This is a genomic window from Mesorhizobium sp. M0296, assembly GCF_040321675.1.
In the GTDB taxonomy this organism is placed as follows: Bacteria; Pseudomonadota; Alphaproteobacteria; order Rhizobiales; family Rhizobiaceae; genus Mesorhizobium.
In genome coordinates this window covers 1-25,645 of sequence record NZ_JAMYRZ010000023.1, presented here as the reverse complement: position 1 = coordinate 25,645, position 25,645 = coordinate 1, and the positions used below count along the sequence as shown (strand labels likewise).

Annotated in this window: 23 protein-coding genes and 5 pseudogenes; 24 read left to right on the top strand and 4 right to left on the bottom strand. The window is 60.2% G+C overall.

Translation table 11 applies throughout. The features are described from left to right. Both groES and NKI97_RS21470 read right to left on the bottom strand, forming a co-directional pair. Positions 1 to 336, bottom strand: coding sequence for a co-chaperone GroES (gene groES / locus NKI97_RS21475; RefSeq protein WP_352485014.1), 336 nt, complete (start codon positions 334 to 336; stop codon positions 1 to 3). A 382-nt stretch (positions 337 to 718) separates the two neighbouring features. Beyond that, complete coding sequence (locus tag NKI97_RS21470; protein WP_352836535.1) at positions 719 to 1,855, bottom strand: redoxin family protein; 1,137 nt, start codon at positions 1,853 to 1,855, stop codon at positions 719 to 721. A 522-nt stretch (positions 1,856 to 2,377) separates the two neighbouring features. Here NKI97_RS21470 and NKI97_RS21465 point away from each other — a divergent pair. The 7 genes from NKI97_RS21465 to NKI97_RS21435 all read left to right on the top strand — a co-directional run bounded on the left by NKI97_RS21465 (position 2,378) and on the right by NKI97_RS21435 (position 4,665). Then, positions 2,378 to 2,638 (top strand): type II toxin-antitoxin system VapB family antitoxin, encoded by a 261-nt coding sequence (locus NKI97_RS21465; RefSeq protein WP_084643106.1) that lies wholly within the window; start codon positions 2,378 to 2,380, stop codon positions 2,636 to 2,638. Then, positions 2,638 to 2,811 (top strand): hypothetical protein, encoded by a 174-nt coding sequence (locus tag NKI97_RS21460; protein WP_245278771.1) that lies wholly within the window; start codon positions 2,638 to 2,640, stop codon positions 2,809 to 2,811. Before NKI97_RS21465 ends, NKI97_RS21460 begins: the two co-directional genes overlap by 1 nt. A gap of 237 nt (positions 2,812 to 3,048) precedes the next feature. Continuing rightward, positions 3,049 to 3,183: a hypothetical protein gene (locus tag NKI97_RS21455; protein ID WP_023722620.1), complete on the top strand. Its 135-nt coding sequence runs from the start codon at positions 3,049 to 3,051 to the stop codon at positions 3,181 to 3,183. A 135-nt stretch (positions 3,184 to 3,318) separates the two neighbouring features. Then, complete coding sequence (locus tag NKI97_RS21450) at positions 3,319 to 3,657, top strand: type II toxin-antitoxin system RelE/ParE family toxin (RefSeq protein WP_023722621.1); 339 nt, start codon at positions 3,319 to 3,321, stop codon at positions 3,655 to 3,657. Next, positions 3,654 to 4,007, top strand: a complete 354-nt coding sequence (locus NKI97_RS21445; protein WP_023722622.1) for a helix-turn-helix domain-containing protein — start codon at positions 3,654 to 3,656, stop codon at positions 4,005 to 4,007. Before NKI97_RS21450 ends, NKI97_RS21445 begins: the two co-directional genes overlap by 4 nt. An 82-nt stretch (positions 4,008 to 4,089) precedes the next feature. Further along, entirely contained in the window at positions 4,090 to 4,398 is a 309-nt protein-coding gene (locus tag NKI97_RS21440) for a type II toxin-antitoxin system VapB family antitoxin (RefSeq protein WP_352836472.1), read from the top strand. Between the two features lie 126 nt (positions 4,399 to 4,524). Then, on the top strand, positions 4,525 to 4,665 hold the full coding sequence (locus NKI97_RS21435; protein ID WP_023722625.1) for a hypothetical protein: 141 nt from the start codon (positions 4,525 to 4,527) through the stop codon (positions 4,663 to 4,665). A gap of 193 nt (positions 4,666 to 4,858) precedes the next feature. On the opposite strand, the pseudogene NKI97_RS21430 reads toward NKI97_RS21435, so the two are convergent. Beyond that, positions 4,859 to 6,493: pseudogene (locus tag NKI97_RS21430) on the bottom strand (MFS transporter). A gap of 1,223 nt (positions 6,494 to 7,716) precedes the next feature. Here NKI97_RS21430 and NKI97_RS21420 point away from each other — a divergent pair. From NKI97_RS21420 to NKI97_RS21345, 16 genes and pseudogenes are all read left to right on the top strand, one after another. Next, positions 7,717 to 8,759: pseudogene (locus tag NKI97_RS21420) on the top strand (type II toxin-antitoxin system HipA family toxin); the annotation flags it as partial. Between the two features lie 491 nt (positions 8,760 to 9,250). After that, entirely contained in the window at positions 9,251 to 10,144 is an 894-nt protein-coding gene (gene nifH, locus NKI97_RS21415; RefSeq protein ID WP_031195212.1) for a nitrogenase iron protein, read from the top strand. Between the two features lie 98 nt (positions 10,145 to 10,242). Then, positions 10,243 to 11,745, top strand: coding sequence for a nitrogenase molybdenum-iron protein alpha chain (gene nifD, locus NKI97_RS21410; RefSeq protein ID WP_352836469.1), 1,503 nt, complete (start codon positions 10,243 to 10,245; stop codon positions 11,743 to 11,745). Positions 11,746 to 11,873: 128 nt separating this feature from the next. After that, positions 11,874 to 13,415, top strand: coding sequence for a nitrogenase molybdenum-iron protein subunit beta (gene nifK, locus NKI97_RS21405; protein WP_023722634.1), 1,542 nt, complete (start codon positions 11,874 to 11,876; stop codon positions 13,413 to 13,415). 63 nt (positions 13,416 to 13,478) lie between these two features. After that, positions 13,479 to 14,969: a nitrogenase iron-molybdenum cofactor biosynthesis protein NifE gene (gene nifE, locus NKI97_RS21400; RefSeq protein ID WP_352836466.1), complete on the top strand. Its 1,491-nt coding sequence runs from the start codon at positions 13,479 to 13,481 to the stop codon at positions 14,967 to 14,969. Between the two features lie 9 nt (positions 14,970 to 14,978). After that, positions 14,979 to 16,361, top strand: coding sequence for a nitrogenase iron-molybdenum cofactor biosynthesis protein NifN (gene nifN / locus NKI97_RS21395; RefSeq protein WP_352836464.1), 1,383 nt, complete (start codon positions 14,979 to 14,981; stop codon positions 16,359 to 16,361). Further along, positions 16,327 to 16,824: a nitrogen fixation protein NifX gene (nifX, locus tag NKI97_RS21390; protein ID WP_352836462.1), complete on the top strand. Its 498-nt coding sequence runs from the start codon at positions 16,327 to 16,329 to the stop codon at positions 16,822 to 16,824. The genes nifN and nifX overlap by 35 nt, the downstream gene beginning before the upstream one ends. A 17-nt stretch (positions 16,825 to 16,841) precedes the next feature. Continuing rightward, positions 16,842 to 17,321, top strand: coding sequence for a NifX-associated nitrogen fixation protein (locus NKI97_RS21385; protein WP_352836459.1), 480 nt, complete (start codon positions 16,842 to 16,844; stop codon positions 17,319 to 17,321). Then, on the top strand, positions 17,321 to 18,154 hold the full coding sequence (locus NKI97_RS21380; RefSeq protein ID WP_352836456.1) for a response regulator transcription factor: 834 nt from the start codon (positions 17,321 to 17,323) through the stop codon (positions 18,152 to 18,154). Before NKI97_RS21385 ends, NKI97_RS21380 begins: the two co-directional genes overlap by 1 nt. A 428-nt stretch (positions 18,155 to 18,582) precedes the next feature. Next, on the top strand, positions 18,583 to 18,819 hold the full coding sequence (locus NKI97_RS21375; protein ID WP_352836453.1) for a hypothetical protein: 237 nt from the start codon (positions 18,583 to 18,585) through the stop codon (positions 18,817 to 18,819). A 1,676-nt stretch (positions 18,820 to 20,495) separates the two neighbouring features. Continuing rightward, positions 20,496 to 21,647: a TlpA disulfide reductase family protein gene (locus NKI97_RS21370; protein WP_352836450.1), complete on the top strand. Its 1,152-nt coding sequence runs from the start codon at positions 20,496 to 20,498 to the stop codon at positions 21,645 to 21,647. A 436-nt stretch (positions 21,648 to 22,083) separates the two neighbouring features. Beyond that, the gene (locus NKI97_RS21365) at positions 22,084 to 22,479 is read left to right on the top strand and encodes a NifX-associated nitrogen fixation protein (RefSeq protein WP_352836447.1); all 396 of its coding nucleotides are present in this window, start codon (positions 22,084 to 22,086) and stop codon (positions 22,477 to 22,479) included. Positions 22,480 to 22,504: 25 nt separating this feature from the next. Continuing rightward, positions 22,505 to 22,708, top strand: a complete 204-nt coding sequence (locus NKI97_RS21360; protein ID WP_352836444.1) for a CCE_0567 family metalloprotein — start codon at positions 22,505 to 22,507, stop codon at positions 22,706 to 22,708. Continuing rightward, positions 22,705 to 23,016, top strand: coding sequence for a ferredoxin III, nif-specific (gene fdxB / locus NKI97_RS21355; RefSeq protein ID WP_352836441.1), 312 nt, complete (start codon positions 22,705 to 22,707; stop codon positions 23,014 to 23,016). Before NKI97_RS21360 ends, fdxB begins: the two co-directional genes overlap by 4 nt. Positions 23,017 to 23,063: 47 nt before the next feature. Continuing rightward, positions 23,064 to 23,546: an exopolysaccharide production repressor protein gene (locus NKI97_RS21350; protein ID WP_352836532.1), complete on the top strand. Its 483-nt coding sequence runs from the start codon at positions 23,064 to 23,066 to the stop codon at positions 23,544 to 23,546. Positions 23,547 to 23,663: 117 nt separating this feature from the next. After that, positions 23,664 to 23,888, top strand: a pseudogene (locus tag NKI97_RS21345) (transposase domain-containing protein); the annotation flags it as partial. Positions 23,889 to 24,178: 290 nt separating this feature from the next. Here NKI97_RS21345 and NKI97_RS21340 read toward each other — a convergent pair. Then, positions 24,179 to 24,364: pseudogene (locus NKI97_RS21340) on the bottom strand (IS110 family transposase); the annotation flags it as partial. Between NKI97_RS21340 and NKI97_RS21335 the strand changes: the two are divergent. Beyond that, positions 24,362 to 25,498, top strand: a pseudogene (locus NKI97_RS21335) (IS1380 family transposase); the annotation flags it as partial. The pseudogenes NKI97_RS21340 and NKI97_RS21335 sit on opposite strands and share 3 nt — an antisense overlap. Positions 25,499 to 25,645 lie beyond the last annotated feature (147 nt).

The window sequence follows — 25,645 nt, the reverse complement described above, 5'->3', positions numbered from 1 at the left end:
TTAGCTCCGAAGGTCTGTGGAAGAGGCGAACTGGATTTCGGCGGTCAGAATGATGCCCATAATGTCGGATTCCTTCATGATCAGAAGGTCTTCGCCATTGAGCTTCACTTCGGTGCCGGACCACTTGCCGAACAGGATGCGGTCGCCAGCCTTCACGTCGAGCGGAACAAGCTTGCCCGCCTCGTCGCGCGCGCCGGAGCCGACGGCGACGATCTCGCCTTCCTGCGGCTTTTCCTTTGCGGTGTCGGGAATGATGATCCCGCCGGCGGTCTTCGCTTCGGAGTCGACGCGGCGAACGACCACGCGGTCATGCAGCGGCCGGAAATTCTTTGCCATTTTTGGATGTCCTTGGTGCGGATGTTGAATGGTGTTCCGTTGCCGGAGCGTGCGAGTGCTATCGTGGCGCTGAGACAGGCGGTCGGCTGCGTCCCCGTCTTCCCCGCCTGTGGGTGCAGGTGGATCGGTGGGCAGCGTCGAGCTGGCTAGTAACCTTTTTTCATGTTCCAAGCCTTACTCCAGTGCCATCTTTGACGGGTCCGGGAGACCCGCAGCGGCAGTATGTTTTGGTGAGGTGATCAGGGGACGTCGTCTTCTCCTTGGTCAGTCACGTGTTTGCGGATGACGGCGAGGCTGGGCTGGACGCCTGGGCCGGCTATTTGCACAACCACGCCAGGAAAGTGGACGAATTGACCAGTAAGGCATTCCGACACGCCCCTTCTTAGGTTTGCTCCTCGGCCACCCCATTGACGTTGGGAGAATCCTTTTGCGGAGCTACACAGATAGTGCCGTGACAAACCTTCTCACCCTTGTAGTTGGCCAGAGCCTGCAGCAACTCCGGTAGAAGGTGCTGTTTCAGGTCGTTCGAGATAGGCTCCGGACCGTCCAGCACCTTAAGTGCCTGCTCGACCAACTCGATCGCGCGATCTTTGTTGCCGCTCTCATGATAGTACTGAGCGACCATCGGATAAGACATGAACTTAGAGCCGTGGCCTTGCGGCAGTGCCACGATGTGTTTAGACAGCTCTTCGCCCATCGCAAAGCGCTCAGCAGACGGAAAGCCCGCATAATCAAAGCACGGCGCGAAGAGTAGGAATAGCCCATAATATATCCAGTGCTCGGACTCTCTGTTGATCGCGTCGCGAACGAATTGGCGCATTTCGGGCAAGCCGGCCTCCATGTCGCGCATTTTGTGAAGCAACAGATGCGCAAGACTCACGCGGAAATATAGGTTGTCCGGCATCAAGGCGACGCCCTCCTCGATTGCCGAGCGCGCCGTCTTCCAATCATTTGTCTCCATCGCCGCCCGATATCTAGCCTTGATAGGCTTCGTCAGCGCTTGTTCGCGCGCTTTGGGTTCGCCTTTCGCGATCCGCTCCCTGTCGGCGGCTTTCGCTTGATCGCTGGCGCGCCAGCTGCCGTCGAGCACCTTCGGCAAAACCTCATCGAGTTCCGTCGGGCCACCAATAAAGGCGATGTGGCCGTCTCGGTCGACCACGAAACTGGTCGGAATCCAGCAAGAAAAGCTGGGCTCCATCCAAAGCTTTTTCATTTCGCCTGTGGAGTCGAACGCCATCCGAAAGTTCAGATTCGAGAACTTTTCGGTCAACCACGCGTCCAGAGTGCTGCGGGCCTCATCGGCCGTTGGAGCGTCTTCACTAGCCGCGACTCCGATGATCTCAACGCCGCTGTCCCTGTATTTCTCCTGCAACTGCATCAGATGAGGCATCGCGTCCACACATGGGCCGCACGAAGTTGCCCAAAATTCGACGATGTATACTTTCCCGGGCTCGAAGCTGCTGAGCGGCTCGCCACGCAGCCAGGTTTCCACTTGAATCGAAGGGGCCGGGGACTCCATCTGCAAGACCGGGTGCTGTCCAAAGTTATTTCCAAAGGGTAAGGTTGTCGGCACTCTGGTTTCCTTCCTAGAGAGGCACGGGTTGGGGGGAAGAGGAGCCTCTGGTTGCTCCCTTATTCGTGCAAGGGCCATGCCAGCGAGCTCAGCGCGCACATGCTTTGGAAAAACCTCCCGGTGCCCCAGATGACCGGTTGTAATGCACCTGATATTTTTGCCATTGTTTGTTCTGAACGTGTCATATTGTCTGCCGCTGTCAGGTTTTGGACACGCTTCGCGCCGCCCGAAAAGCGTGGCCCGTCCCCGAAGCGCCAAGGCCATAAGGACGCGCGGCAGGCAGCCTCTGCCCGTCCCGAGGGAATTCGCCTCAGTGACATTGATGGGTTGGCTCGCCGCTAACAGTTTTGAAGAGGAGGATGAACAAAGCCCCCGGCGAAGTGTGAGCCAGCCTAATCGACCGACACTGCGGGTATGCTCCAAGCTACACAGTGATGTAAAGGGCGCTACGCGCTTGGAGCTACACACATGACGCTGAACATTCGCAATCCGGAGGCCGATACTCTCGCTCGGGAGCTTGCGCGCATTGACGGCACAAGCATCACCCGATGCTGTGATTGTCGCCCTGCGGGAAACCATACGCAACCGGATGAACAAGGAAAGCCCGATAGAAACGGCGCAAAAGAAACACTGGCTAAGCACGGCCTGTCTTTCAGCCAGGTCGAAAGCCGGTTCCACCGGAGGCCTATCACGAGCTCGACCATGATCTCAACAGGTGGTGACGAATAATGTTCGTCGATGCATGTGCGATCGTCTCGATGATGGCGGCGGAGGACACGGCCGACGCCTATGAAGCGGCGCCGCTCGATGCGGCTCGCCGTTCACATGACACTTGCTGCCTAGGAAGCCATCATCGTGCTTTCACGGCCGGATCAGTTGAATTGCGCCTACAAAGCGGCTGAGGCGGTCGTCGTCGAATGGCTCGCAGCACCAAAGATTCGGCTCTGCGAGCCCGGTTCGCCCCGACACGTCCTGTCCTACGCGGTCGCTGTCGCCGGACAGCACGGCATAGCAAAGCGGCGCCTCAGCAAGTTCGATTGCCCCTACGCCTATTCCAAGGCGATGCACTCGCCGCGGCTCACGCTGGACCACCTTTTGCTTCAGACAGACGTGGCGACCTTGCCAAAAGGATCAGATGAATGACCGTCTTCGAAAAATCGACTGAACTGCCGGAATTGACCGGGGTCGTTGCCGCCGAGCAGGTAGCCGATCAGCCGTCCCTGTGGTCGACGGGAAGCACGTTTTGCATGTCAGCGGCCATTTGCAGCGCCTGAGAGCTCGTTGCGGGGCTGATTTCCAAATCCAGAGGATAAGGATAATCGATCGGTTGGAGGCGTCGTTTCGGTAGATCGGCCATTGACTCTGCCCACCGCTGGCTCATATATAACCCATTGGGTTATAGGAAGTGCATGCAGACCGTCGCCGAGACACCATTGTTCATCAAGCAGGCGGCGGAGCTGTTTAGCGACGATGAGCGGAAGGAACTGATCGACTTTCTCGCTGCCAATCCGCAGGTGGGTGATGAGATTCCAGGTACCGGTGGCGTTCGAAAGATGCGGTTCGGCGCCAAAGGCAAGGGTAAGCGCGGTGGCGCAAGGGTCATCTACTACTGGTACAGCGATGACGCACCGATCTACGCGCTGTTGGCGTACGGCAAGAATGAAAAGGTCGATCTGAAGCCGGACGAGGCAAAAGCGGTTGCAGCCTTCGCCAAGGCGATTAAGGCAGCGAACAGGAGCAGGACATGAGCGAGATGACAAAATTCGGCGCTGATCTGATCCAGTCTATGTCGGAAGCTCTGGCGCACGCGCAGGGTAAGGACGTTCCCGGTATCAAGGTGCACAGCGTCGATGTTGGCGCGGTCGACGCCAAAGCCATCCGCAAGAAGCTCGACCTGACACAGGATGAGATGGCGACCGTGCTGGGAACCAGTCCATCCGGCTACAAGAAGTGGGAGCAGGGCAAGCGGCAGCCAAGCGGCGCGGCCCGTACACTGCTTCGCGTCATGGACCGGGAGCCTGAGGCGGTGCTGCGTGCTCTAACGCCCAATGATACGGAGGCCAACCTCAACAACAAAACTCCTGCAGCCGCGCACTGAGCAGGGGAGGGGAGGGCCGCTTTCAGAGCCCCGACGCCTTGGTGAGATTGACCCGGAACCACCGCCTACGCGCGATGGCCGAGTGGAAGGCTATCGCGGCTCAAAATTGCTTGATTATCCTGCCCTGTTCTCCGCTCGCCCGCTCGCCAACAATCCGGAGGCCGATACTCTCGTTCGGGAGCTTGCGCGCATTGACGGCACAAGCATCACCGATGCTGTGATTGTCGCCCTGCGGGAAACCATCCGCAACCGGATGAACAAGGAAAGCCCGAGAGAAACGGCGAAAAAGATTCTGGTTAAGCACGGCCTGTCTTTTCAGCCAGGTCGAAAGCCGGTTCAACCGGAGGCCTATCACGAGCTCGACCATGATCTCACAGGTGGTGACGAATAATGTTCGTCGATGCATGTTCGATTGCTTCCACTACGCCTATGCCAAGGCGATGCGCTCGCCGCTGCTCACGCTGGACGAGCTTTTGCTTCAGACAGACGTGGCAACCTTGCCGAAAGGATCAGATGAATGGCCGCCTTCGAAAAATTGACTGAACTGCCGGAGTTGACCGGGGCCGTTGCCGAGCAGGTAAGCGAGCACATGGCCTTGATCGCGCGCGGCGAGGAGCTCGACCTTCCATGGCGTCGACTTCGCGTCCTTATCGACTAGGAGCTTGTGGAAATAGTAACACCGGCGCTCTTGGGCGGTTCTCTTCGGGGGAGTCGGACAAGCCTTGGCTGGTCAGAGAAAGGAACGCAGTTTATGCGCGGTTGAGTGGAGCCGAAGGCCAGAAAGGGGGCCTGGGAGTGAGCCTAGGCCCCTTCGCGGCGGGTTGGCATCGGCTGACAGCTTCATCATGACGTCACCTCGGAGGACGAGAAGCGATTGTTGACGCACGGGTACGAGCTGCCTCGGTCGTTCGCTCGATCGAAAGGACTGTGTGTGGAGGAAGCTCTCCATCGTGCAAGGCGAGAGGCTGCTGGGCTGCTTCCTTGTCCGCTGCCGTGAGCCGATGATTCAGGCGAAGAAAGTCCATCCAGGTTGGCGTGCGAAATGTCTCTGTCCAAAGTGAAGGCGTTTGGAGGTTGCGCTGGAGCGTCCAGTTTCGCGCACCGGCGCGGCTAAGAGCGTGGCGCTTTGCACGCATGCAGGAAGGCGTCGGTATTCTTTTCGGATATGCAATAGTCGATTTTGGCGACGATAGGGCCACTCCTTGGCTTCAGATCGAGTGCCAGCTCCGGTGCGCGAAAATCCGAACTTTCCTGGTCCGTTTCTTCCCATGGACGTATCGGCAACACCATTCCCGCTGCTGCAAGCAGCAACAGACCCCGGCGGCGCCCTCCAAAGCCCAGGTCAGGGAGTAATTCTGCGCGACGGAACCCCAAATCCAGCTGCCGGCAGCCATACCGCCAGCGCTCAAGGCGTAGTAGATGGAGAGTGTACGGCCGACTACCCACCGTGGGCTTGCGAGTTGCACCGCCACGTCAATGCCGGTCCAGGTGATAAGCCAACCCGCGCCGCCCAAGGCAAGCGCGACTGCCGCCACAGGGACCGACGATGTTAGTGCAACGGAAACGCAACATGCTGCACAAGCGACAAAGGCGAACGCCACCAGCCTGTTTTGAGACGTGATCCGCCTAAGGAAGCCGTTGCTCATACCCGCGATGAAAGCCCCGGTGCCGAAGCCGGCCAATAGAATACCGTAGACGATCGGCCCGCTCTTCAACTGATCCCGAACGACGAGAGGCAGCAACGCCAAGATCGAAATGCTGGCCCGAAAAGGGTTCCGCGGGCGATCGCCGCCCTGATTTCCAGGGACATCGCCGTAAAGCGCACTCCGTCGTGAATCGCCGTCATCATTCTCTCGCGGGGGAGAGGCGAAGAGCGGATTTTCCATTTGGTGCGCCATAGTGCACCTAGAGGCGCGAGATCGCTCAGCGCGGCCAAGCCGAAAGCGGCCAGCGGACCAAAGAAGGCCAGAATCGTCCCACCCAGAGCAGGACCTATGCTGCGTACGAGGTTGTATCCGACGGACATCAGCGTGACCGCGGCCGGTATGTCGCGCTTGTCGAGGATATCGCCGACCGAAGCATGCCAGGCCGGATCATTCAAAGCAAAGCCGCAGCCGGCCAGGAAACCCAGTCCGAGTACCAGCCAAGGATCGACAAATCCCAGGCCGACCAAAATCATTAGCGTCGTTGATGCCAATGCTATCAAGCAGTGCCCCGCAAACATCACCCATCGGCGGCTGAAGTTATCGGCGATGGCTCCGGCGAGAATTGAGAGGAAAAACACCGGCAATGTGGATGCGGCCTGAACGAGTGCGACCATGAGGTCGGAAGCTGAAATGGTGGCCTTCAGCCAACTGATGGCGACCGTCTGCACGAGCCACCCGAGGCTGGATAATCTGTGTGGCTGTCCAGATCGAGCGAAATACCGGATTGCGAAGCGGGGCAAGCGTCGTTGGAGCGGACGGCTGAGGATCTTCGTGCTGCACGTTTTTTGCCTTCCACGAGCCGATCGTTAACTCACGGCTGCCAGTACTGACTTTTTGTCTATAGATTTGTGTGATCGGTCAGTATTTCCAGAGCATGACCTAGCAGTCGCTTCCGCATGCTCCACAATCAACTTTGGGGCGGCAGCGGAACCGGGCCGGGTGAAGACCGCAGCTTGACCCCACTTGTTCACAGACGGGAGAGACAACGAACCCTAACAGGAGAGGTGCCACAATCTCGTCCTCGCCCTGGTTGACGACGAGTGCTCAGGGATGGCTTCCCTAAGCCCGATGATGATCGGCATTCGCGATGACCCCTCGTGAATGCGCGTTTTGTGATGGCAAGGGATTAGAGCTCGACTGGCCGACTTGCCGGGGCCAGTATTCGGTCCGTGTCCACAGATTAAGAACGAAGCGGTATTCGCATGGCTGTCAACGCGGACATTGAGAGCATTCGCCCGCCTGATTTATCGGCGCAGACGCCTAGAACGATCGAAGCTGTCCGCCGGGAAGTCCGCAGCCTCAACCATCATCTCGATCAAGACCGTCCGTAGCCGTGGCATACTACCCATCCGGCGAGGCTCTCGCATCAAGACCAGCCAGCGCCCTGGTTTCTCCCGGATCATCAGCGATTTAAATCAAATCCGTCTGTGGATACTAACGATTGCGCCTCCCTCACCTCCTAGACGGCTAATGCGGGCGGTAACTGAGAGGGTCATATGACAAGCGATTTTTCCGCCGCGCGGGTGCATTTAGATCGAGCGTATCACTACCTGCGGGGCGATGACCCGATAAGTCGGAGGGGGCGCGAAGCCTTGGACCTGCTACTTGAGGCGGTTACCGTCGAAGAGTTTAAGCAGCCACGCCAAAACGCGGAGATGCTAATGTTTCCGATTGGGCGCCGCTTCAGAGTCGGCCACCATGAACATGGTGCGCAGACACCCTCAGAATACCGCCCGTCCCGGCATGAGCCAAAGTCGGGCAATCGAATGGGAGTCCGAAGCGTGTCGCTCACAACGATCCGTACTTAGCCGCCCTGGCTGAAGCTTCAATGCAATCCGACGTCGAGTTGCTCACGCCCGACGCCGGGTTCTTGTGATCGAGGCCGGCTGCGGCGGAGCCGTTTCGCCAGCCATTCGCTTGGTTTCCCGTCCCAGAACGGCGTTGAACGGGCCGAGATCGCGAAACGGTCGCGTGAGCAGCTTTCGCGGCTACGAGACGCTCGCCTGGTACGACGGAACGGCCGAACGGGTAGGGGGCCGCGACGCATTGGGCGTCCCACTCGCCGACGGGGCGAAAAGCACCATGAAGGCAATGTGCGGCCAGGCAATGATTTCGATCTTTTAGCGGCGCTGGGCGCCGATCTGCCGGGAGCCGTACGGGCGTTGCCCAGTGACGGCGCGATAGCGGTTTCGCAGGATGCTTCAAAGGATGACCCCAAGGCACGGTTCTCACTTGCCGGCGTGCAGATGAAGCTGTCGGTCAGAATGGAAACTGGAAAAGGCGGGGGCCTTACCTTGCCGATGGACGACGAGCAAGGCCGGTACATCGCCAAGTTTTCTTCAACGGTGTTTCCGGGCGTTTCGGAGAACGAATTCGCCAACCTGGCGCTGGCCGCAGCAATCGGCATGGAGGTTCCCGAATGCGAACTGGTCGAGAAGTCCGATTTTGAGGGCTTTCCCGAAGAATTCAACACGCTGTCGGAGGGCAAGGTCCTTCTCGTCAAACGCTTCGATCGCGGCGCCGATGGCGAGAGGATACACATCGAGGATTTCGCTCAGGTCTTCGGTGTCTATCCCTCGCGCAAATATGAGGGAGCCGCTTACCATGACATAACCTCGGCTCTTGGCGTGGCCGTCTCGCCTACGGCGGCTCTCGAATTCGTCCGCCGCCTGGTGCTGACGGTCATCACCGGCAATGGCGACATGCACCTGAAGAACTGGTCTTTGATTTATCCCGGTAACGGCGACAAGCCGGTGCTTGCACCAATCTACGACGTTTTGTCGACCGTGCCATATATTCCCGCCGACGCCATGGCGTTTTCGCTTGGAGGGGAGCGCTCGTCAAGGCGCTAGCAGCACCGCGATGGAAGGCATTTGCGAACCGCGCAAGGCTTCCGGAGCCGGCAGTCCTGAAGGCAGTGGTCGAGACCGTCGAACTCGTCAATGAGCACTGGTGGCATCTGCCTGAGCGCGACGTTGTCGCGGGGAAAGTGCTCGAGCGGATTGACGCACATGTGAAGGCGATGACGCCGATACTGAACTCCTGCCCGATAAGTGAGCCGAGTCGCCTTGGGTGTGATATGGCGGAATCATCGCCTTTGGCCCCGGATGGATGGCCGTGGATCGATGGTATGCCAGCGTGGCGCGCAACATTCCGCGCAGTTTCGATGAGGACACGCGAGACCAAGCACGTCAGCTCACCGGAACAGAAGAGTTCGCAGCATCCCGCAATTAACGCAAGCGGGTCGAGATGCTGTTCGCTCACCTCAACACAACGATGCGGTTCGAACGAATGCGTGACTGAGGATCGCGATCCCACGCTTTGTGTCGCCATTGTCGGGTCCGCTACACGGCTTGTTCCGATGATCCTTTCTTTGGCCTCAAGCTAAATCTCTGAAAAGCATTCACAAATTTTCTTCTCCGGCCCAATCAGCCAAGTTGGCACGAGTCTTGAAACCCTTAGGTGCGAGGCGGCGAGAGCTGTCGGCCGGTATTCATGTCGCGGGCAGCCGCCAATGGAACAAAGAAGGAAAGCTACATGTCAGGTCTGCGTCAGATCGCGTTCTACGGCAAGGGGGGGATCGGCAAATCGACGACATCCCAAAATACGCTCGCCGCCCTTGTCGACCTCGGGCAAAGGATCCTCATCGTCGGCTGCGACCCCAAAGCCGACTCCACCCGCCTGATCCTGAACGCGAAGGCGCAGGATACGGTCCTGCACCTGGCAGCACAAGAAGGTTCGGTGGAAGATCTCGAACTCCAGGACGTGCTAAAGGTCGGCTACAAAGGCATCAAGTGCGTGGAATCCGGCGGCCCCGAGCCGGGTGTCGGCTGCGCCGGCCGAGGCGTCATCACCTCGATCAACTTCCTCGAGGAGAACGGCGCCTATGACGATGTCGACTATGTCTCCTATGACGTGCTCGGGGACGTGGTGTGCGGCGGCTTCGCGATGCCGATCCGCGAGAACAAGGCCCAGGAAATCTACATCGTCATGTCCGGCGAGATGATGGCACTCTATGCCGCCAACAACATCGCCAAGGGCATCCTGAAATACGCCCATTCGGGCGGCGTGCGGCTCGGCGGCCTGATCTGCAACGAGCGCCAAACCGATCGCGAGCTCGACCTCGCCGAAGCGCTGGCTTCCAGGCTCAATTCCAAGCTTATCCACTTCGTGCCGCGCGACAACATCGTCCAGCACGCCGAACTCAGGAAGATGTCTGTCATTCAATATGCGCCGGACTCCAAGCAGGCCGGGGAATACCGGGCGTTGGCCGAGAAGATCCATGCCAATTCGGGCCAGGGCACCATCCCCACCCCTATCACCATGGAGGAGCTCGAGGACATGCTGCTCGACTTCGGCATCATGAAGACTGACGAGCAGATGCTTGCCGAGCTTCAGGTCAAGGAAGCGGCCAAGGCGGCCGCACAGTAACGACCGCTGCCGAACGAGGCGCGGCCTTGACCTGGCGCGCCTTTCAAAGAACGGCGCCTCGTTGGTGAGGCGTCACCCTGAACCTTGAAAGGGGTCCCATGAGCCTGGAATACGAGAATGACGGCGCCCTCCATGCGAAGCTGATCGAGGAGGTGCTGTCGCAATATCCTGACAAGGCGGCGAAGCGCCGCAAAAAGCACCTGAGCGTCGCAACGAGCGGCGACGAGGCTGGCGAGGAAAGCGAGGTCCTTTCCGAATGCGAGGTCAAATCGAACATCAAGTCCATCCCCGGAGTGATGACGATTCGCGGCTGCGCCTATGCCGGCTCGAAAGGCGTGGTGTGGGGTCCAGTCAAGGATATGGTCCATATCTCGCACGGCCCGGTCGGCTGCGGGCAATATTCCTGGTCGCAACGCCGCAACTACTACGTTGGCACGACGGGCATCGACACGTTCGTGACAATGCAGTTCACCTCCGATTTCCAGGAGAGGGACATTGTTTTCGGCGGCGACAAGAAGCTGGAACAGGTCATCGACGAGATCGAGGAACTGTTTCCGCTGAACAAGGGCGTCACCGTGCAATCCGAATGTCCGATTGGCCTGATTGGCGACGACACCGAAGCTGTGTCCCGCAACAAGGCCAAGGAGCACGAAAAGACGATCGTGCCGGTGCGCTGCGAGGGCTTCCGCGGCGTCTCGCAATCGCTCGGCCACCACATCGCCAACGATGCGATCCGCGACTGGGTGTTCGAGAAGAAGGACATCGAGTTCGAGGCCAGCCCGTACGATGTCAATGTGATCGGCGACTACAACATCGGCGGCGACGCCTGGGCTTCGCGCATCCTGCTCGAGGAGATGGGCCTGCGCGTGGTCGGCAACTGGTCGGGCGACGCTACACTGGCCGAAATAGAGCGCGCGCCGAAGGCCAAGCTCAATCTCATCCATTGCTACAGGTCGATGAACTACATCTGCCGGCACATGGAGGAAAAGTATGGCATCGACTGGATGGAGTATAATTTCTTCGGCCCCTCCCAGACCGAAGCCTCTCTGCGCAAGATAGCCAAGCATTTCGGGCCGGAAATCGAGGCCAAGGCCGAGGCGGTCATCGCCAAATACCGGCCGTTGGTCGATGCCGTCATCGCTAAATACCGGCCGCGCCTCGAAGGCAGGACGGTGATGCTCTATGTCGGCGGGCTGCGCCCCCGTCACGTCGTCACGGCATATGAGGATCTGGGCATGGTGATCGTCGGCACTGGCTATGAATTTGGCCATAACGACGACTATCAGCGTACCGGCCATTACGTGAAGAAGGGCACGCTGATCTATGACGACGTGACTGGTTACGAGCTGGAGAAGTTCATCGAGGGGATCCGTCCTGATCTCGTTGGTTCCGGCGTCAAAGAAAAGTACCCGGTCCAGAAGATGGGCATACCGTTCCGTCAGATGCATTCCTGGGATTATTCCGGCCCGTATCACGGCTACGACGGCTTCGCCATCTTCGCCCGCGACATGGATCTGGCCATCAACAACCCAGTCTGGAACCTCTACGACGCCCCCTGGAAGAAAAAAGCCGAGCCGTCGGCGGCGATCGCAGCCGAATGAAAACCTGGCCTCCCGGAAGCCGGGAGGCCGTTGAACGCCTGTGGCCCTTTTGTCCGCGGGAGACCTGAAACGTTTCGACGTCCCTGTGCCGCCGTATGGCGGGCCAGATGGAGAAGAGGTAACCACCCATGCCGCAGTCGGCTGAAAAAGTTCTCGACCACGCGCCCCTGTTCCGCGAGCCGGAATACAGGCAGATGCTCGCCGAGAAGAGGCTGAATTTCGAATGTCCTCACCCGGACCAGGTCGTTACCGACCAAGGCGAATTCACCAAGACGTGGGAATACCGCGAAAAGAACCTCGCTCGCGAAGCGCTTGTCGTGAACCCCGCCAAAGCCTGCCAGCCGCTCGGCGCGGTGTTCGCGGCCGCCGGTTTCGAGCGAACCATGTCCTTCGTCCACGGCAGCCAGGGCTGCGTGGCCTACTACCGCTCGCACCTGTCGCGCCATTTCAAGGAGCCTGCTTCGGCGGTTTCCTCCTCGATGACCGAGGATGCGGCAGTGTTCGGCGGCCTGAAGAACATGGTCGACGGGCTCGCCAACACGTACCAACTCTACGACCCGAAGATGATCGCCGTCTCGACCACTTGTATGGCGGAGGTCATAGGCGACGACCTGCACAGCTTCATCGAGAACGCCAAGGACGAAGGCTCCGTCCCGCGCGACTTCGACGTGCCCTTCGCCCACACGCCAGCCTTCGTCGGCAGCCATGTCGATGGCTACGACGTTACGGTCAAGGGCATTTTGGAGCACTTCTGGAAAGGCGAGGAGCGAACGGAAGCCGAGGGAACCATCAACATCATTCCGGGTTTCGACGGCTTTTGCGTGGGCAACAACCGGGAACTCAAGCGCCTGCTCGATCTGCTGGGCGTGTCATATACCTTCATCCAAGACGCCTCTGACCAGTTCGACACGCCGTCGGACGGCGAATACCGCATGTACGACGGCGGCACGAAGATCGAAGACGTGAGGAAAGCACTCAACGCCGAGGCGACACTTTCGCTACAGCATTACAACACCCGAAAAACACTGGAGTATTGCGAGGGGCGAGGGCAGGCGACGGCCTCGTTTCATTATCCGCTCGGAGTCCAGGCGACCGACGACTTCCTGATGGAGGTCTCCGCGATTTCCGGCAAGCAAATCCCCGAGACAATCCGCCTGGAGCGCGGCCGACTTGTCGACGCCATGGCGGACAGCCAATCCTGGCTGCACGGTAAGAAATACGCCGTCTACGGCGATCCGGACTTTGTCTACGCCGTGGCCCGCTTCATCATGGAGACGGGCGGCGAGCCGACCCATTGCCTCGCCACCAACGGCACCTCGGCATGGGAAGCGGAGTTGAAGGAACTGCTTGCATCATCGCCCTTCGGCAAGGATGCTCAAGTCTGGGCGGGCAAGGACCTCTGGGCGATGCGCTCGCTGCTCTTCACCGAGCCGGTGGACCTGCTGATCGGCAACTCCTATGGCAAGTATCTGGAGCGCGACACCGGCACGCCGCTGATCCGGCTGACGTTTCCGATCTTCGACCGCCACCATCACCATCGGTTTGCGCTTATGGGCTACCAAGGCGGGTTGCGCGTCCTGACGACGATCCTCGACAAGATCTTCGACAAGCTCGATCGCGAGACAAGCGAGACGGGCGTGACGGACTATTCGTATGACCTCACCCGCTAAGAGTGGCGGCCGGCTCATCGGTGAGGCCGGTCGTCTTCCCGAGGGACTTTGGAGACCGACGCAATGTCCTCGCTCAGAGCCAAAATCCAGGATGTTTTCAACGAGCCCGCCTGCGAGCAGAACCGCGGCAAGGATGCCAAGGCGCGCAAGGAGGGCTGTTCGAAGCCACTGACCCCCGGGGCGGCGGCGGGCGGCTGTGCCTTTGATGGCGCCAAGATCGTGCTGCAGCCGATCACCGACGTCGCGCACCTGATCCATGCGCCCCTCGCCTGCGAGGGCAATTCCTGGGACAACCGCGGTGCGGCTTCGTCCGGGCCAACGCTGTGGCGCACGAGCTTCACGACCGACCTCACCGAACTCGATGTTGTGATGGGGCAGGGCGAGCGGAAGCTCTTCAAAGCGATCCGCGAGATCAAGGAAGCTTATGGGCCGCCGGCTATCTTCGTCTATCCGACCTGCGTGACGGCGCTGATCGGCGACGACATCGAGGCCGTCTGCAGGCGCGCGGCGGAAAAGTTCGGCCTGCCGGTGGTGCCGGTCAATGCGCCGGGCTTCGTCGGCTCCAAGAATCTTGGCAACAAGCTTGCCGGCGAGGCGTTGCTCGATCATGTCATCGGCACCGTGGAGCCCGACGATGCCGGCCCTTACGACATCAATATCCTTGGCGAATTCAACCTCTCGGGCGAATTCTGGCTGGTGAAGCCGCTGCTGGATCGGCTCGGCATCCGGGTGCGCGCCTGCATTCCGGGCGACGCGCGTTATTTCGACATTGCCTGCGCGCACCGCGCCCGGGCGGCTATGATGGTGTGCTCGACCGCGCTCATCAATCTCGCCCGCAAGATGGAGCAGCGCTGGGACATCCGGTTTTTCGAAGGCTCCTTCTACGGCATCACCGACACCTCGGAAGCGCTCCGACAGATCTCTCAGCTGCTCGTGAAGAAGGGTGCCGATCCGGAGATCCTCGGCCGCACCGAGGCATTGATTGCAGAGGAGGAGGCCATCGCTTGGAAGAAGCTCGCGGCCTACCGGCCGAGGCTCGAAGGCAAGCGCGTGCTGCTCAACACCGGCGGTGTGAAGTCCTGGTCGGTCGTCCATGCGCTGATGGAGATCGGCATCGAGATCGTCGGCACCTCTGTCAAGAAGTCGACCGTCGAAGACAAGGAGCGCATCAAGCAGATCCTCAAGGACGACAACCACATATTCGAGCAGATGGCGCCGCGCGAGCTTTACGCCATGCTCTCAGAACACAAGGCCGATATTATGCTGTCGGGCGGGCGCACGCAGTTCATCGCGCTGAAGGCCAAGACACCCTGGCTCGATATCAACCAGGAGCGCCAACATCCTTACGCCGGCTATGACGGCATGGTGGAACTCGTACGCCAGATCGACCTCGCCATTCATAACCCGATCTGGCGCCAGGTGCGGGAGCCGGCACCATGGGATTGCCAGCCTGCGGTGAGGGAGGAACTGCCGAGCACGAAAAGCGAGACCGCGACCTTGCATGTTGTCCAGGAATTCGCCGGCACGACGGCCGGCGATTTCGGGGGGTGTTGAGGAAAGCCGATGGTCCGCATCCTTCCCCAGACCAAAGCGGCGGCGATCAATCCGCTGAAGTCATCGCAGCCGCTGGGTGCCGCCTTGGCCTTTCTTGGCGTCGACGGCGCGATCCCGTTGTTCCACGGCAGCCAGGGGTGCACCAGCTTTGCGCTCGTGCTGTTCGTGCGGCATTTCAAGGAAGCCATTCCCTTGCAGACAACGGCGATGGACGAGGTGGCGACGATCCTCGGCGGGGCAGACCATCTGGAAGAGGCGATCCTCAACCTCAAGGCCCGCACAAAGCCAACGCTGATCGGGGTCTGCACGACGGCGCTGGTGGAAACCCGGGGCGAAGACTGCGCAGGAGATATCGCCAATATCAGGCTGAAGCGCACCGAAGAACTCGCAGGTACGGAGGTCGTGCTGGCCAACACACCGGATTTCGACGGCGCGATCGAAGAAGGCTGGGCCAAGGCGGTCACCGCGATGATCGAAAGGATTACGCCGCCCGGCCAGCAGGCGCGGCAGTCGAAGAAGATCGTGATCCTGCCTGGCTGGAACCTCACTGTGGCTGATATCGAGCATTTGCGTGAGATGGTTGAAAGCTTCGGACTGAAGCCCGTGATCCTGCCGGACGTCTCCGGCTCTCTCGACGGTACGGTGCCCGACCGCTGGGTCACGACCACCTATGGCGGCACCAGTGTCGAGGATATCCGTGAACTTGGCACGGCCGAGCAATGCATCGTCATCGGTGAGCATATGCGCCGCCCGGCCGAGCTGCTGCAGAGGTTGACCGGCGTGCCCTACGTGCTGTTCCGGTCGCTGACTGGATTGAAGGACGCCGACCGGTTCGTCTCGCTGCTGTCCGCGCTTTCGGGCGCGGGGGCGCCAGCTGGGGTGCGCCGTCGCCGGGCGCAGTTGCAGGACGCGTTGCTCGACGGACATTTCCACTTTGGAGGCAAGAAAATTGCGATCGCTGCTGAACCAGACCAACTCTACCAACTCGCGAGCTTCTTCACCGGCATGGGCTCCGAAATCGCGGCAGCGGTCACCACGACCAACATGTCGAAAATTTTGGAGGAAGTACCGGCGCAGTCGGTTCAGATCGGCGATCTCGGCGATTTGGAAGCTCTTGGCGCCGACGCTGATCTTCTCGTCACCCATTCTCATGGCCGCAAGGCGGCGCAGCGCCTCGGCATTCCGCTCATGCGGGTCGGCTTCCCGATCTTCGACCGGCTCGGCAGCCAGCACAAGCTCACAATCCTCTACCAGGGGACCCGCGACTTGGTTTTCGAGGTTGCCAATATTTTCCAGTCTAACCGGCAGGCGCCGACACCTGAAGAACTTGATCCCCTCCGCAAGCGAGAAACGCCACATGGGCCCCGTTCGTCGCCTCTCACTCGTCACTGACGAGGTTCACGCACCGACGCCGGAACGCCACGCCGGCGCATTGCGCGTGGCGATCGCCACGCAGGACATGAAGAACCTCAACGCCCATTTCGGTTCGGCCAGGCGCTTTGCTGTCTACGACGTGGGACGCGAGGAGTGGAATCTCGTCGAAGCCGTAGCCTTCGATGACGTTTCCGACGAGAGCGGGAAGCATCGGACTGAGGGCGACGACCGCATCACCCCGAAGGTGGAGGCGCTGAAGGGCTGTCATCTCCTGTTTTGTCTGGCTATCGGGGGGCCTTCGGCAGCCAAGGTTGTTTCGGCAAAAATTCATCCGATCAAAGTGCCGCACCCCCAAAGCATCCAAGAGGTGCTGTTGCGCACGCAGATGATGCTCAGGACGTGTCCTCCCCCTTGGCTGCGCAAGGTGCTGGCGCAGGCAGGTGTCGCCGAACAGAAACCGTCCTTCGAGGAGGAGGACTGAAATGAGGAGTGGGCGAAATGTCTGACGCCGTGGTTACCCCTGCTGTCGCCGAAGACGAGGCGGCCCTTGCCACCCCGTTCGTCAAATGCCTCGTGCGGCTGGTCCGGGCTCATGATTCCCACGGGTCTTGGGAAGGCAAATCGGACGCCGAGCTGCTGGGCGACTTCATCATCACCAGGGAACAGCGCCGTGCGATCCCGATCATCGGGGATCCCGATCCGGACGTACTGTGGAGGCTCGAGATCTTTTACACCGCCGTCGGGCTTGCGATCGAGGAGCGCTGCGGCCTCATGGCATCGCCGATGATGGAGGTGAGCCATGAGGGCTTCGGGCGCGTGCTTTTCACGGCCGGGCGGTTGGTCGCTCTGTCGAAGACGCTGCGCGACGTCCACAGGTTCGGCTTCGAGACGCTCCGGAAGCTTGCTCAGGCGGGCACGAAAATGGTTGGCGACGCGATCGCAGCCATTGAGGCTCATCCCGAGGTGGCGCGGGCGTGATGGAACCGATTTTCGATCAAGGGGATCATGTCAGGCTCGAGGACATGCGATCGCCAGCCCTCTCAATCGAGGCGGTCGAGGCCGATGTGGTCCTTGGGGTAGCGCTGATGAAGCCACTGGTCCTGATCTGTTCGCAAGATGCGGAGTTGTGTCTGTACTACAGCCACATTCTGGGGGTGGATGGCTTCAGGATTGAACTGGCCAGAAGCGTGGAGGAAGCGCTGGCACTAGCCAGTGAACGGGAGCCGCAGGCCGTGGTGCTGGACTGCCAGCCGGTAAGCTCGACAGGGTCCACCATCTGTGCCCAGCTCAAGGCGGAGTTCCGGAACAGAGGCCTGTTGGTTGTTGCCCTGATCGCGCCCGGCGCCGAAAACCAGCACCTCGATCTCTTGAAGGCAGGTATTGACGAGAGCTTTGTGCGGCCCTTCGGGCCGGCGATGCTGCTCGACTGTCTACGGACGAAGCTGGCGCTGCCAAAGCCGGGTCCAAACGGGATCGAAAACGGCAGCTGGCTCCGCTGTGGCAGGCTAGAGATGAACGTCGATGCCCGCCGAGTCCGTGGTAACGGCCACGACATCCACCTTGGACCGATCCAGTTCAAGCTGCTGCGGCATTTGCTCGAGACTCCCGGCGTGGTGTTCAGCCGAGTCGAGTTAAAGAACGCAGCTTGGGGGGAAAAGATCCATGTCGGTGAACGCACCGTCGATGTCCATATCAGCCGGATCAGAAAGGAGCTGGAGAGGACGTCGGCCGGGAGCGTCATTCGAACCATCAGGTCCGACGGCTACTCGCTGGAGGAGGCGGACGTTGAGCCTGAAGCTGACGGTGAATAGGCATCGGTGCGCTGCCACTCGCTCGAGTGGCCGGACGGCTGAACAGCGAACTGATGTAGTGCCACCCCCATCTCCGTCGTGCTGAGGGCAAGTGTTGCGGCTTCGAAACGCGCCTACAGATACGACATACTTAGAAAGAAGCAGTCAGATGGCCTTCAAAAAGCGTATTCAGTGTGACGGGAGTTGACCACTCCGATCAGGATGTCAGGACAGCTGCCGGCTTGTGTGCCGAAGTCGGCGACTGGTCATGTCGCCTCCGCCGCTCATTATGCCTTCTCCGCTGCTCGGCGATGGCATCCCGGAGTGGCCTGAACAACGCGCACAGGCCATCGCCAGACTGGACAACGGTTTAGGCAGATCGAAAGTTTTTCACAGGACATGGCCAGACTGGAAACAACATCCAGGAAATTCAGAAACAGCTGAGAGCCGTGCAGCTTTGCTATGACGTCGATACCCACTACTGCGATCAGGCCAGCGTCGGTGACGCGGTGCGACAGCGGGCGCTCTGCACCGACCTGACAATCATCGGCCCCGCACTTCTCAAAGACACTCGTCTCGGACCTCTCGTCATCAACGGCAGCCTGTTCGATACGGGTAAGCCGGTGCTTGTCGTGCCGGAGGGCGCTAAGGCGACTCTGTCTCCACGGCGAGTGCTGGTCGGCTAGGATTCGCGAGTCGAGGCGTCCCGTTCGGTTCGGGAAGCGCTGGATTGCTGAGGAAGTTCGTGTCGCCCTAGTCGATCCCGAGGCGACCCGCACCGGAAGCGGCGCCGAGCCGGGAGCCGGCATCGCTGCCTATCTCACTCGGCATGGTGCTGGGGTGTTGGTCGACCGGCTGCCGAGCGCCGGCAAACCGGTGGCTATGGTGCTCGCGCAGCACGCAATCGACACGTCTGCCACATGATTGTCATGGGTGCCTATGGCAGCCGCCGGCTGCGCGAGCGGCTCTTCGGTGGCGTGACGAGATGATAGTTGGGAAGCCGCCATTGCCGCTGTTTTTGGCCCGCTGACGGGTTCCGAAGCGGCACCGCCGCTGTTCGAAACTCTAGTCACCGGGTCACCATCTGATGCGGAGTCGGAGAAAGGTCGCGGCAAACGAGCAGGTTTCGTGAAGCTCCTCGAGCAACTTGCAAGCTCCGTCGCGAAGAACATTCCCGGACTCCTCTAACGCGCGCTGGGGTCAACTCGCCGAGATAATGCGTAATGCGCAGACCGACGGCAGGGCAGAGGCCCAGCCGTCCTCAATGCGCTCAAAACACCGATACTCGAGCCGGCGTCGGGTCGAGAAAGAGAGTCGTTTCAGCGCGGCAGGCCGCGTTCGGACCGTAGCCTCATCGTAGTGGCGTTATCACCATTTCCCTCACTACTGGCCGGGAACTGAACACGGCAACGACTATGCAGCGGCAAGAGCCCGACCTTCGAGTCCGACGGTCGGGCTCTTGCCGGGCCTCGGCGTGAACGATGCGATCAATCACGTGTCATCGCCTGGGGATGGTAGCCGGGTCAGCGGCGAGGACGGCCGCTATGTTCAGCGCGTCAGTCGGTCCGGCCCGAGCCGCGTGGCGACCGGGCGGTCTTTGGGCTGGTCAATTCCGACAGTGCTCACATTCGCACCAGGCGGTCCCCGTAGCGCCTAAGCACGGGGCACACAGTAGATAACGACACAATTGCAGGAACTGCAGGGGAGTTCATCGGCCGACGCATGCCGGCACTCGTCCTGCCCGTTTCGCCACGATCATCATCGTCAATCTGACGATGACGGTATTGCCACCGCAGCTGGACCGGCTTCGCCGTGAAGAACTCCTATGTCGTCGCTAGGAATTCAATCGCAAGGCGCAAGCGAGCAGGGCACAGCTCGGATGGAGCGGCCCCCTGAAGTGCAAATGGCGGGATTTCGCTACCGCGTGGAGGACCGGAACGGCAAGAAGCTCAAGCTAGCCACGTGGCGTGAAGCGGACGATGATAAGAGCATGGCGGCAGCCAACGCAGTCATGATGTCCATCTACTCGTCCCTCCGCTCGAAAACATGTGAAGTCATCCGTGGCCACGCTTTCCTTGGCGGAGCGTGGCGCGTGATACGTGTCCAGAACCTGACAGCGGCACATGTCGGGTTCAATACCACCTCATGTTGGGCACATAGGAGGTTCAAGCGTAATCATGGGCTTATTGCGTGCTGAGCGCGCTGGCACGGCCTTTGCGGAGAGTGTGACAACACTGAGTGAAGGCTGGCTGCACGCAGACGCGCGTGACTCTCCTTTGCTTGAACCCGTGCCCCTCCCTAAGGGGGAAACAAGCTCGCGCATAAAGTCGCGCAGCCTTTGGCAATAGCTTTGGAGAAAAACATGACATTGCAGATGGGGTCACCGGCTCCTTCGATCAAAGTGGAGAACTGGCTGCGTGGCGAGCCCGTGACGTACTTCCAGCCCGGCAAAGTGTATATCGTCGAATTTTGGGCAACTTCGTGCGGACCATGCGTGGCGGCGATGCCCCATCTGGTGCAGCTCCAGGAGAAATACACGGACAGTGGACTTGAGGTCGTCGGTGTCGCGGCCAGTGAAAAGGCTCCAACGGCCGTCGAGGCCCAAACCAGGTTGGACGCGTGGTTGACCGAAAAGTGCTCGAATCTGAACTTTCGGATCGCGTTCGACTCCACAGGCGAAATGAACAAGTTTTGGATGGAACCCAGCTTTTCTCTTGGGATTCCGACCTCATTCGTGGTCGACCGAGACGGCCACATCGCCTTTATCGGTCATCCGGGGCAACTCGATGAGGTTTTGCCGAAAGTCCTTAACGGCAGCTGGCGCACCAGCGATGAAGCGAAGGCTGCCGATAAGGAGCGGATTGCCAGCTCCCAACACGAAGCGCGCGAACGAACCCTCACCGAGCCGATATATGCCAAACTACAGCCGGCGATGGAAGCCGAGGATTGGACGGCGGCGCTCTCGGTTGTCGAAGAAGGCCTCGCCTTGCCCGACAATATGGAGTTCCGGTTCATTCATGCGAATCTACTGCTTCACAAGCTGCGCGACATGCGGGCCGGCTTGCCAGCCCTGCAAAAGTTGGTCGATGACGTGATCGACAAAAAATTCCAAACCGTGTCTTGGATGGTCGCGGTCCTGAACGAACTCTTCGACCCCAAAATGGACAACTCCCATCTCCCCCATGCTGAGCGCTTTGCGATGGGCGACAAGCTCTCGGAACAGATCCTGACGCTCAATCCTCCACAAGGGGACGGCCCCCTTAAATTCCTTTGGTACGTCCCGCTCGCTCAGTATTATTACGAGAGCGGCAACAAGGATCGCGCGATCGAGTTGATCGAGGTGGCGCTGAAATCGCTGGGTGATCAGGAGCGAATGCCGGATCACATCAAACAGCACTACCTTACCCCATTGCTCCAAGCCCTGGCCAATTACACGGGTGAGAACGCCTGTTACGCGGATCTTTGCGTGGTTCCGCAAAACAAGGCTTCTGAAAATCAAACCGCAGTCGCCTGATGAGCAAAGATCGCAAAGGGATGACAATTGGAATTTGAACCCTGGCCAATTCGCCCATTGTCTGCGGCGAGCCCGCAGTAAGTATGTCCATTGCAGCATAGGGCGCATCGCTTGCCGCAGGTTGGAGTTCAATCTTGTAATAACCTCCGGCCGAATCCCTGCGGACGCGATGGTCGACGCGAATTCGGCCAGTCGTGGAAGACCCACGGTCCAGGACGTGTTCAAGGTCGGCGACTGGGACATCCATTGCGTGGAATCGGCCGCCCGAGCCGGGCGCCGGCTGCGCAAGTGTGGCCGAAGTAGGCGTCCCCGAAAACTGACATCGTGCTTCGAGGAAGAGGGCTGAAATGAGGAGTGTGCCAAATGTCTGACACCGCAATCAGCCCTGCGGTCAACGAGGACGAGGCGCCCCTTGCCACCGTTCGTCAGATGCCTCGTGCGGCTGATCCGTGCTCAAGACTACTACGGCTCGTGGGAATGCAAATCGGGCGCGGAGCTGCTGGCCGACTTCATCGTCACCAGAAAACAGCGCCGTGCGATGCGTGTCATCGGCGATCCGGAGCCGGACGTGCTGTGGAGGCTCGACATGTTCTACACCGCCGTCGGGCTCGCGATCGAGGAGCGCTCCGGGCTGATGACGTCGCCAATGACAAAGATGAAACCCGTGGGGGCTTCGGACGCCTGGTGTTCGCGGGCGGGCGGTTGGTCGCTCTGTCGAGACATCCACCGGTTCGGCTTCGAGACGTTCAGGAAGCTCGCGGAGGCCGGTACGAAACTGGTCGACGATGCGACTGCAGCCATCGAAGCCTATCCCGACGTGGCACGGGCATGAAGAAACCGATTTCGAGGAAGGATTTATGTCAAAGCTAGATGAGATGGGGAAGAAAGTCCGAAAGCTTCAGCTGCGCGCGGCAGCTGCCAAGACGAAATTGCGCGACCTTGCAGAGAACCTTCCGATCAACTGGACTGAGATAGACGAAGTTGCCGAGAAAGCGTCGGCCGTTTTTGCCGAGTTGGATGGTGCCAGGAGAGAGCTCGCTGCAATGAAGAAGTTACGATGAGGAGCACATTCACCACCCGCGACGGCTCCGGATGGATGCCGGAATATCTCACCGCTATAGACGGCACGACCTGCATCGGCTGCGGCCGCTGTTTCAAGGTCTGCTCGCGCGAGGTCATGCATCTTTACGGCGTCGATGACGCGGGTGAAATCCTCGGCGCCTGCGACGATGAGGATGACGATTTCGACGGCGAACTCAATCGCATGATCATGGTCGTCGACCAGGAAGGCTGCTGCATTGGCTGCGGAGCCTGCGCGCGTGTCTGCCCGAAGAACTGCCAGACGCATGTTGCGGCCGACCAGGTCTAAGCATGATCTGAGGAGACAAAACCAGGAGAACGGCGTTGCCCTTTAGAATGTTTTGTCGCGTCCTCGGGCTGGTGCTGTGCAGCACCGCACTGACGGTCTACTTCGCTTCGCATTCCATCCGCACAGTAGTCGTCACGACGATGGCTTGTTCGCTGCTCCTTCAGCTGGCCTATTTCGCAAGCGTGCTCTTTCTGATCTGGCGGTCTGGTTGCGTTAGCCGAGCTGGCCAAAGGGCTGAGCATTTCGGCAGTTGCAAGGAAGTTGGATCCGAGCCGCCAGACCTTGATGAGGTGACAAATGAATCCGAAGATTTGCTCCAAACGCAATCAAATACTGGCCATATCGCCTCCGCGATGGTGAAACCATCCGGAGAGCCTCGCCGGAAACGGCGTTCGATCAAGAGCTCGTTAAGCTCAAGCAGCACGGCAAGCGATACGCGCGGGGAGCCAAGGTCCATCGCCGCGCAAGCCACGGGATCGATCATCCAGGCCGGAGCGGTAATGACATGCCCGGGCGCGACGACGAGATGAATGATCCGGCCGTTGGCGCGCTCTTCGCTGTTCTCGCAGCGAAGCCGACGTCCGAAATACGGTGCCAACGGTAATGGACCTCGACCTCCTGCCCAACATGGGCAGAATGACCCCGAGATGGCTCTCAACCGCAAGAATGCGCTGTTCGCAGGCTCTGACGGCGCCGAACACTGGGCCGTCATCGCCTCGCTGATCGAAACCTGCGAGCTCAACAGCGTTGAGCCGCTCGGCTATGTCGCCGATGTCCTCACCAGGGTCGTGAACGGCCATCCTAACAGCCAGATCGACGATCTCCTGCCCTGGGCCTACATCCGGGCTCCCGAGTTCGAGGCCGTGGCCTGAGAACAGCGCTCTGATGTCCGCTGTCAAGGTTAGGAACGCAGGAGGTCGCCCGTTCGAGGAACGGCCGCTCATTCTGATGATCGCGCATGGGTGGAGGCGGAACTGAAGGACGTCGGTGATCAAGCTCTGATGCGCGGGTTGGCTACCGCATTCCCGATTGTGCGTCCGGGGCTGTTCCTATCTTACTGCGGGCGTCGGCGGTTCGCCGGCCACAAAGCGTCTGACGGGCATTCCCCTGCCGTGGTCCCGCCTCCGCCCATGCGCGAGATGTGCGCCGTCGCGGCGAGCGATCAGGTGATGCGCGCCTCCCTTGCGACTGCCCACATGAAGCCGACCAGTTCACGGGCGATCGCGGTGCAGACGACCGTTGTCCGTTTGCCCCGAGCGCTCAGCATGCGGTAGCGGGCTGTCAGGCGGGACTGCGCCTTCCAGGCGATCTCACGCACCTTCGGTGGCGCCTGCTCCAATCGGTATACGAGGACGTCGACGATCACGATACGCCTCGCCACGACCCGGTGCTGGCGCTCTTGTCGGAAAGCCTGACGCCGAAGCGCTCCGATTGCGGCGTCCTTGCCGGCAAGTCGACGCTGAACCGGCTGGAGCACGGCCGCGCCGGGGAGCCGACGCGCTATCACAAGATCCGTTACGACAAGGAGGCGATGGAAGCCCTGTTCTGGATCTGTTCCTGGAAGCCCATGACAAGCCGCCAGGCGAGATCGTGCTCGATCTCGACGCCACCGATGATCCGCTGCACGGCCAGCAGGAAGGCCGCTTCTTCCACGGCTACTACAACTGCTACTGCTACCTGCCGCTCTACGTCTTCTGCGGCCGGCATCTGCTGGCGGCAAAGCTCAGGCGTTCCAACATCGATGCCAGCAAAGGAGCGGTCGAGGAGGTCGCGCGGATCGTGACGCGAATCCGGCAAGTCGTGGCCCCGGGTCCGCATCATTCTGCGCGCCGATTCCGGCTTTGCCCGTGAGGCGGTGATGGCCTGGTGCGAGCAAAACCGCGTCGACTACGTGTTCGGGGTCGCCCGCAACGAACGGCTGGAAACGAAGATCGCCCCGGCCTTGGCGGAAGCCCGCCAGTCTTGCAGGGCAAGCGGCCAGGCCGCCCGTGTCTTCCGCGACTTCCTGTGGTCGACTTTAGACAGCTGGTCACGCCGAAGACGGGTCGTCGCCAAGGCCGAGTGGACGACGCTGGGCGCCAATCCGCGCTTCATCGTGACGTCCCTCCAGCCAGAGCGCTGGGCGGCACGGGTGCTTTACGAGGATCTCTACTGCGCCCGCGGCGACATGGAGAACCGTATCAAAGAGTGCCAGCTCGACTTCTACGCCGATCGCACCAGCGCCCATACCATGCGCGCCAATCAGTTGCGGCTCTGGTTCGCGTCGTTTACCTACGTGCTCATTTGCGCCTTGCGCCGCCTTGGCCTCGCCCACACCCGGCTTGCCGAGGCCACCTGCGGCACGATCAGGTTGAAGCTGCTGAAGATCGGTGCACAGGTCCGGGTCTCGGTGCGCCGCATCAAGGTAGCGATGGCTTCGGCCTGCCCTTATGCCGAGGAATTTGCACTGGCACACGCCCGAATACGCGCCGCGGCCCGATGACGCCGCAGGACCCGAACCCTTCCCGCAAACGACACAGGACACATCGCCGAACCCATTGTCAATGCCGCTCGAATTTTCCCCAAAAGTGCCGAAGTAAAATTCCCCAGTTTCGCCGCTCAGACTGTCGCGGAGGGGTGTCCATTTTTC

Coding starts and splice junctions, on each gene's coding strand:
- NKI97_RS21445 (WP_023722622.1), top strand. CDS start 3,654: ATGAGCGAGATGACAAAATTCGGCGCTGATCTGATCCAGTCTATGTCG.
- NKI97_RS21470 (WP_352836535.1), bottom strand. CDS start 1,855: ATGGAGTCCCCGGCCCCTTCGATTCAAGTGGAAACCTGGCTGCGTGGC.
- NKI97_RS21435 (WP_023722625.1), top strand. CDS start 4,525: ATGGCCGCCTTCGAAAAATTGACTGAACTGCCGGAGTTGACCGGGGCC.
- NKI97_RS21380 (WP_352836456.1), top strand. CDS start 17,321: ATGGAACCGATTTTCGATCAAGGGGATCATGTCAGGCTCGAGGACATG.
- nifH (WP_031195212.1), top strand. CDS start 9,251: ATGTCAGGTCTGCGTCAGATCGCGTTCTACGGCAAGGGGGGGATCGGC.
- NKI97_RS21385 (WP_352836459.1), top strand. CDS start 16,842: ATGTCTGACGCCGTGGTTACCCCTGCTGTCGCCGAAGACGAGGCGGCC.
- NKI97_RS21450 (WP_023722621.1), top strand. CDS start 3,319: ATGCAGACCGTCGCCGAGACACCATTGTTCATCAAGCAGGCGGCGGAG.
- nifK (WP_023722634.1), top strand. CDS start 11,874: ATGCCGCAGTCGGCTGAAAAAGTTCTCGACCACGCGCCCCTGTTCCGC.
- NKI97_RS21360 (WP_352836444.1), top strand. CDS start 22,505: ATGTCAAAGCTAGATGAGATGGGGAAGAAAGTCCGAAAGCTTCAGCTG.
- nifD (WP_352836469.1), top strand. CDS start 10,243: ATGAGCCTGGAATACGAGAATGACGGCGCCCTCCATGCGAAGCTGATC.
- nifN (WP_352836464.1), top strand. CDS start 14,979: ATGGTCCGCATCCTTCCCCAGACCAAAGCGGCGGCGATCAATCCGCTG.
- NKI97_RS21460 (WP_245278771.1), top strand. CDS start 2,638: ATGTTCGTCGATGCATGTGCGATCGTCTCGATGATGGCGGCGGAGGAC.
- NKI97_RS21465 (WP_084643106.1), top strand. CDS start 2,378: ATGACGCTGAACATTCGCAATCCGGAGGCCGATACTCTCGCTCGGGAG.
- NKI97_RS21370 (WP_352836450.1), top strand. CDS start 20,496: ATGACATTGCAGATGGGGTCACCGGCTCCTTCGATCAAAGTGGAGAAC.
- nifE (WP_352836466.1), top strand. CDS start 13,479: ATGTCCTCGCTCAGAGCCAAAATCCAGGATGTTTTCAACGAGCCCGCC.
- NKI97_RS21350 (WP_352836532.1), top strand. CDS start 23,064: ATGTTTTGTCGCGTCCTCGGGCTGGTGCTGTGCAGCACCGCACTGACG.
- NKI97_RS21455 (WP_023722620.1), top strand. CDS start 3,049: ATGACCGTCTTCGAAAAATCGACTGAACTGCCGGAATTGACCGGGGTC.
- groES (WP_352485014.1), bottom strand. CDS start 336: ATGGCAAAGAATTTCCGGCCGCTGCATGACCGCGTGGTCGTTCGCCGC.
- nifX (WP_352836462.1), top strand. CDS start 16,327: ATGGGCCCCGTTCGTCGCCTCTCACTCGTCACTGACGAGGTTCACGCA.
- fdxB (WP_352836441.1), top strand. CDS start 22,705: ATGAGGAGCACATTCACCACCCGCGACGGCTCCGGATGGATGCCGGAA.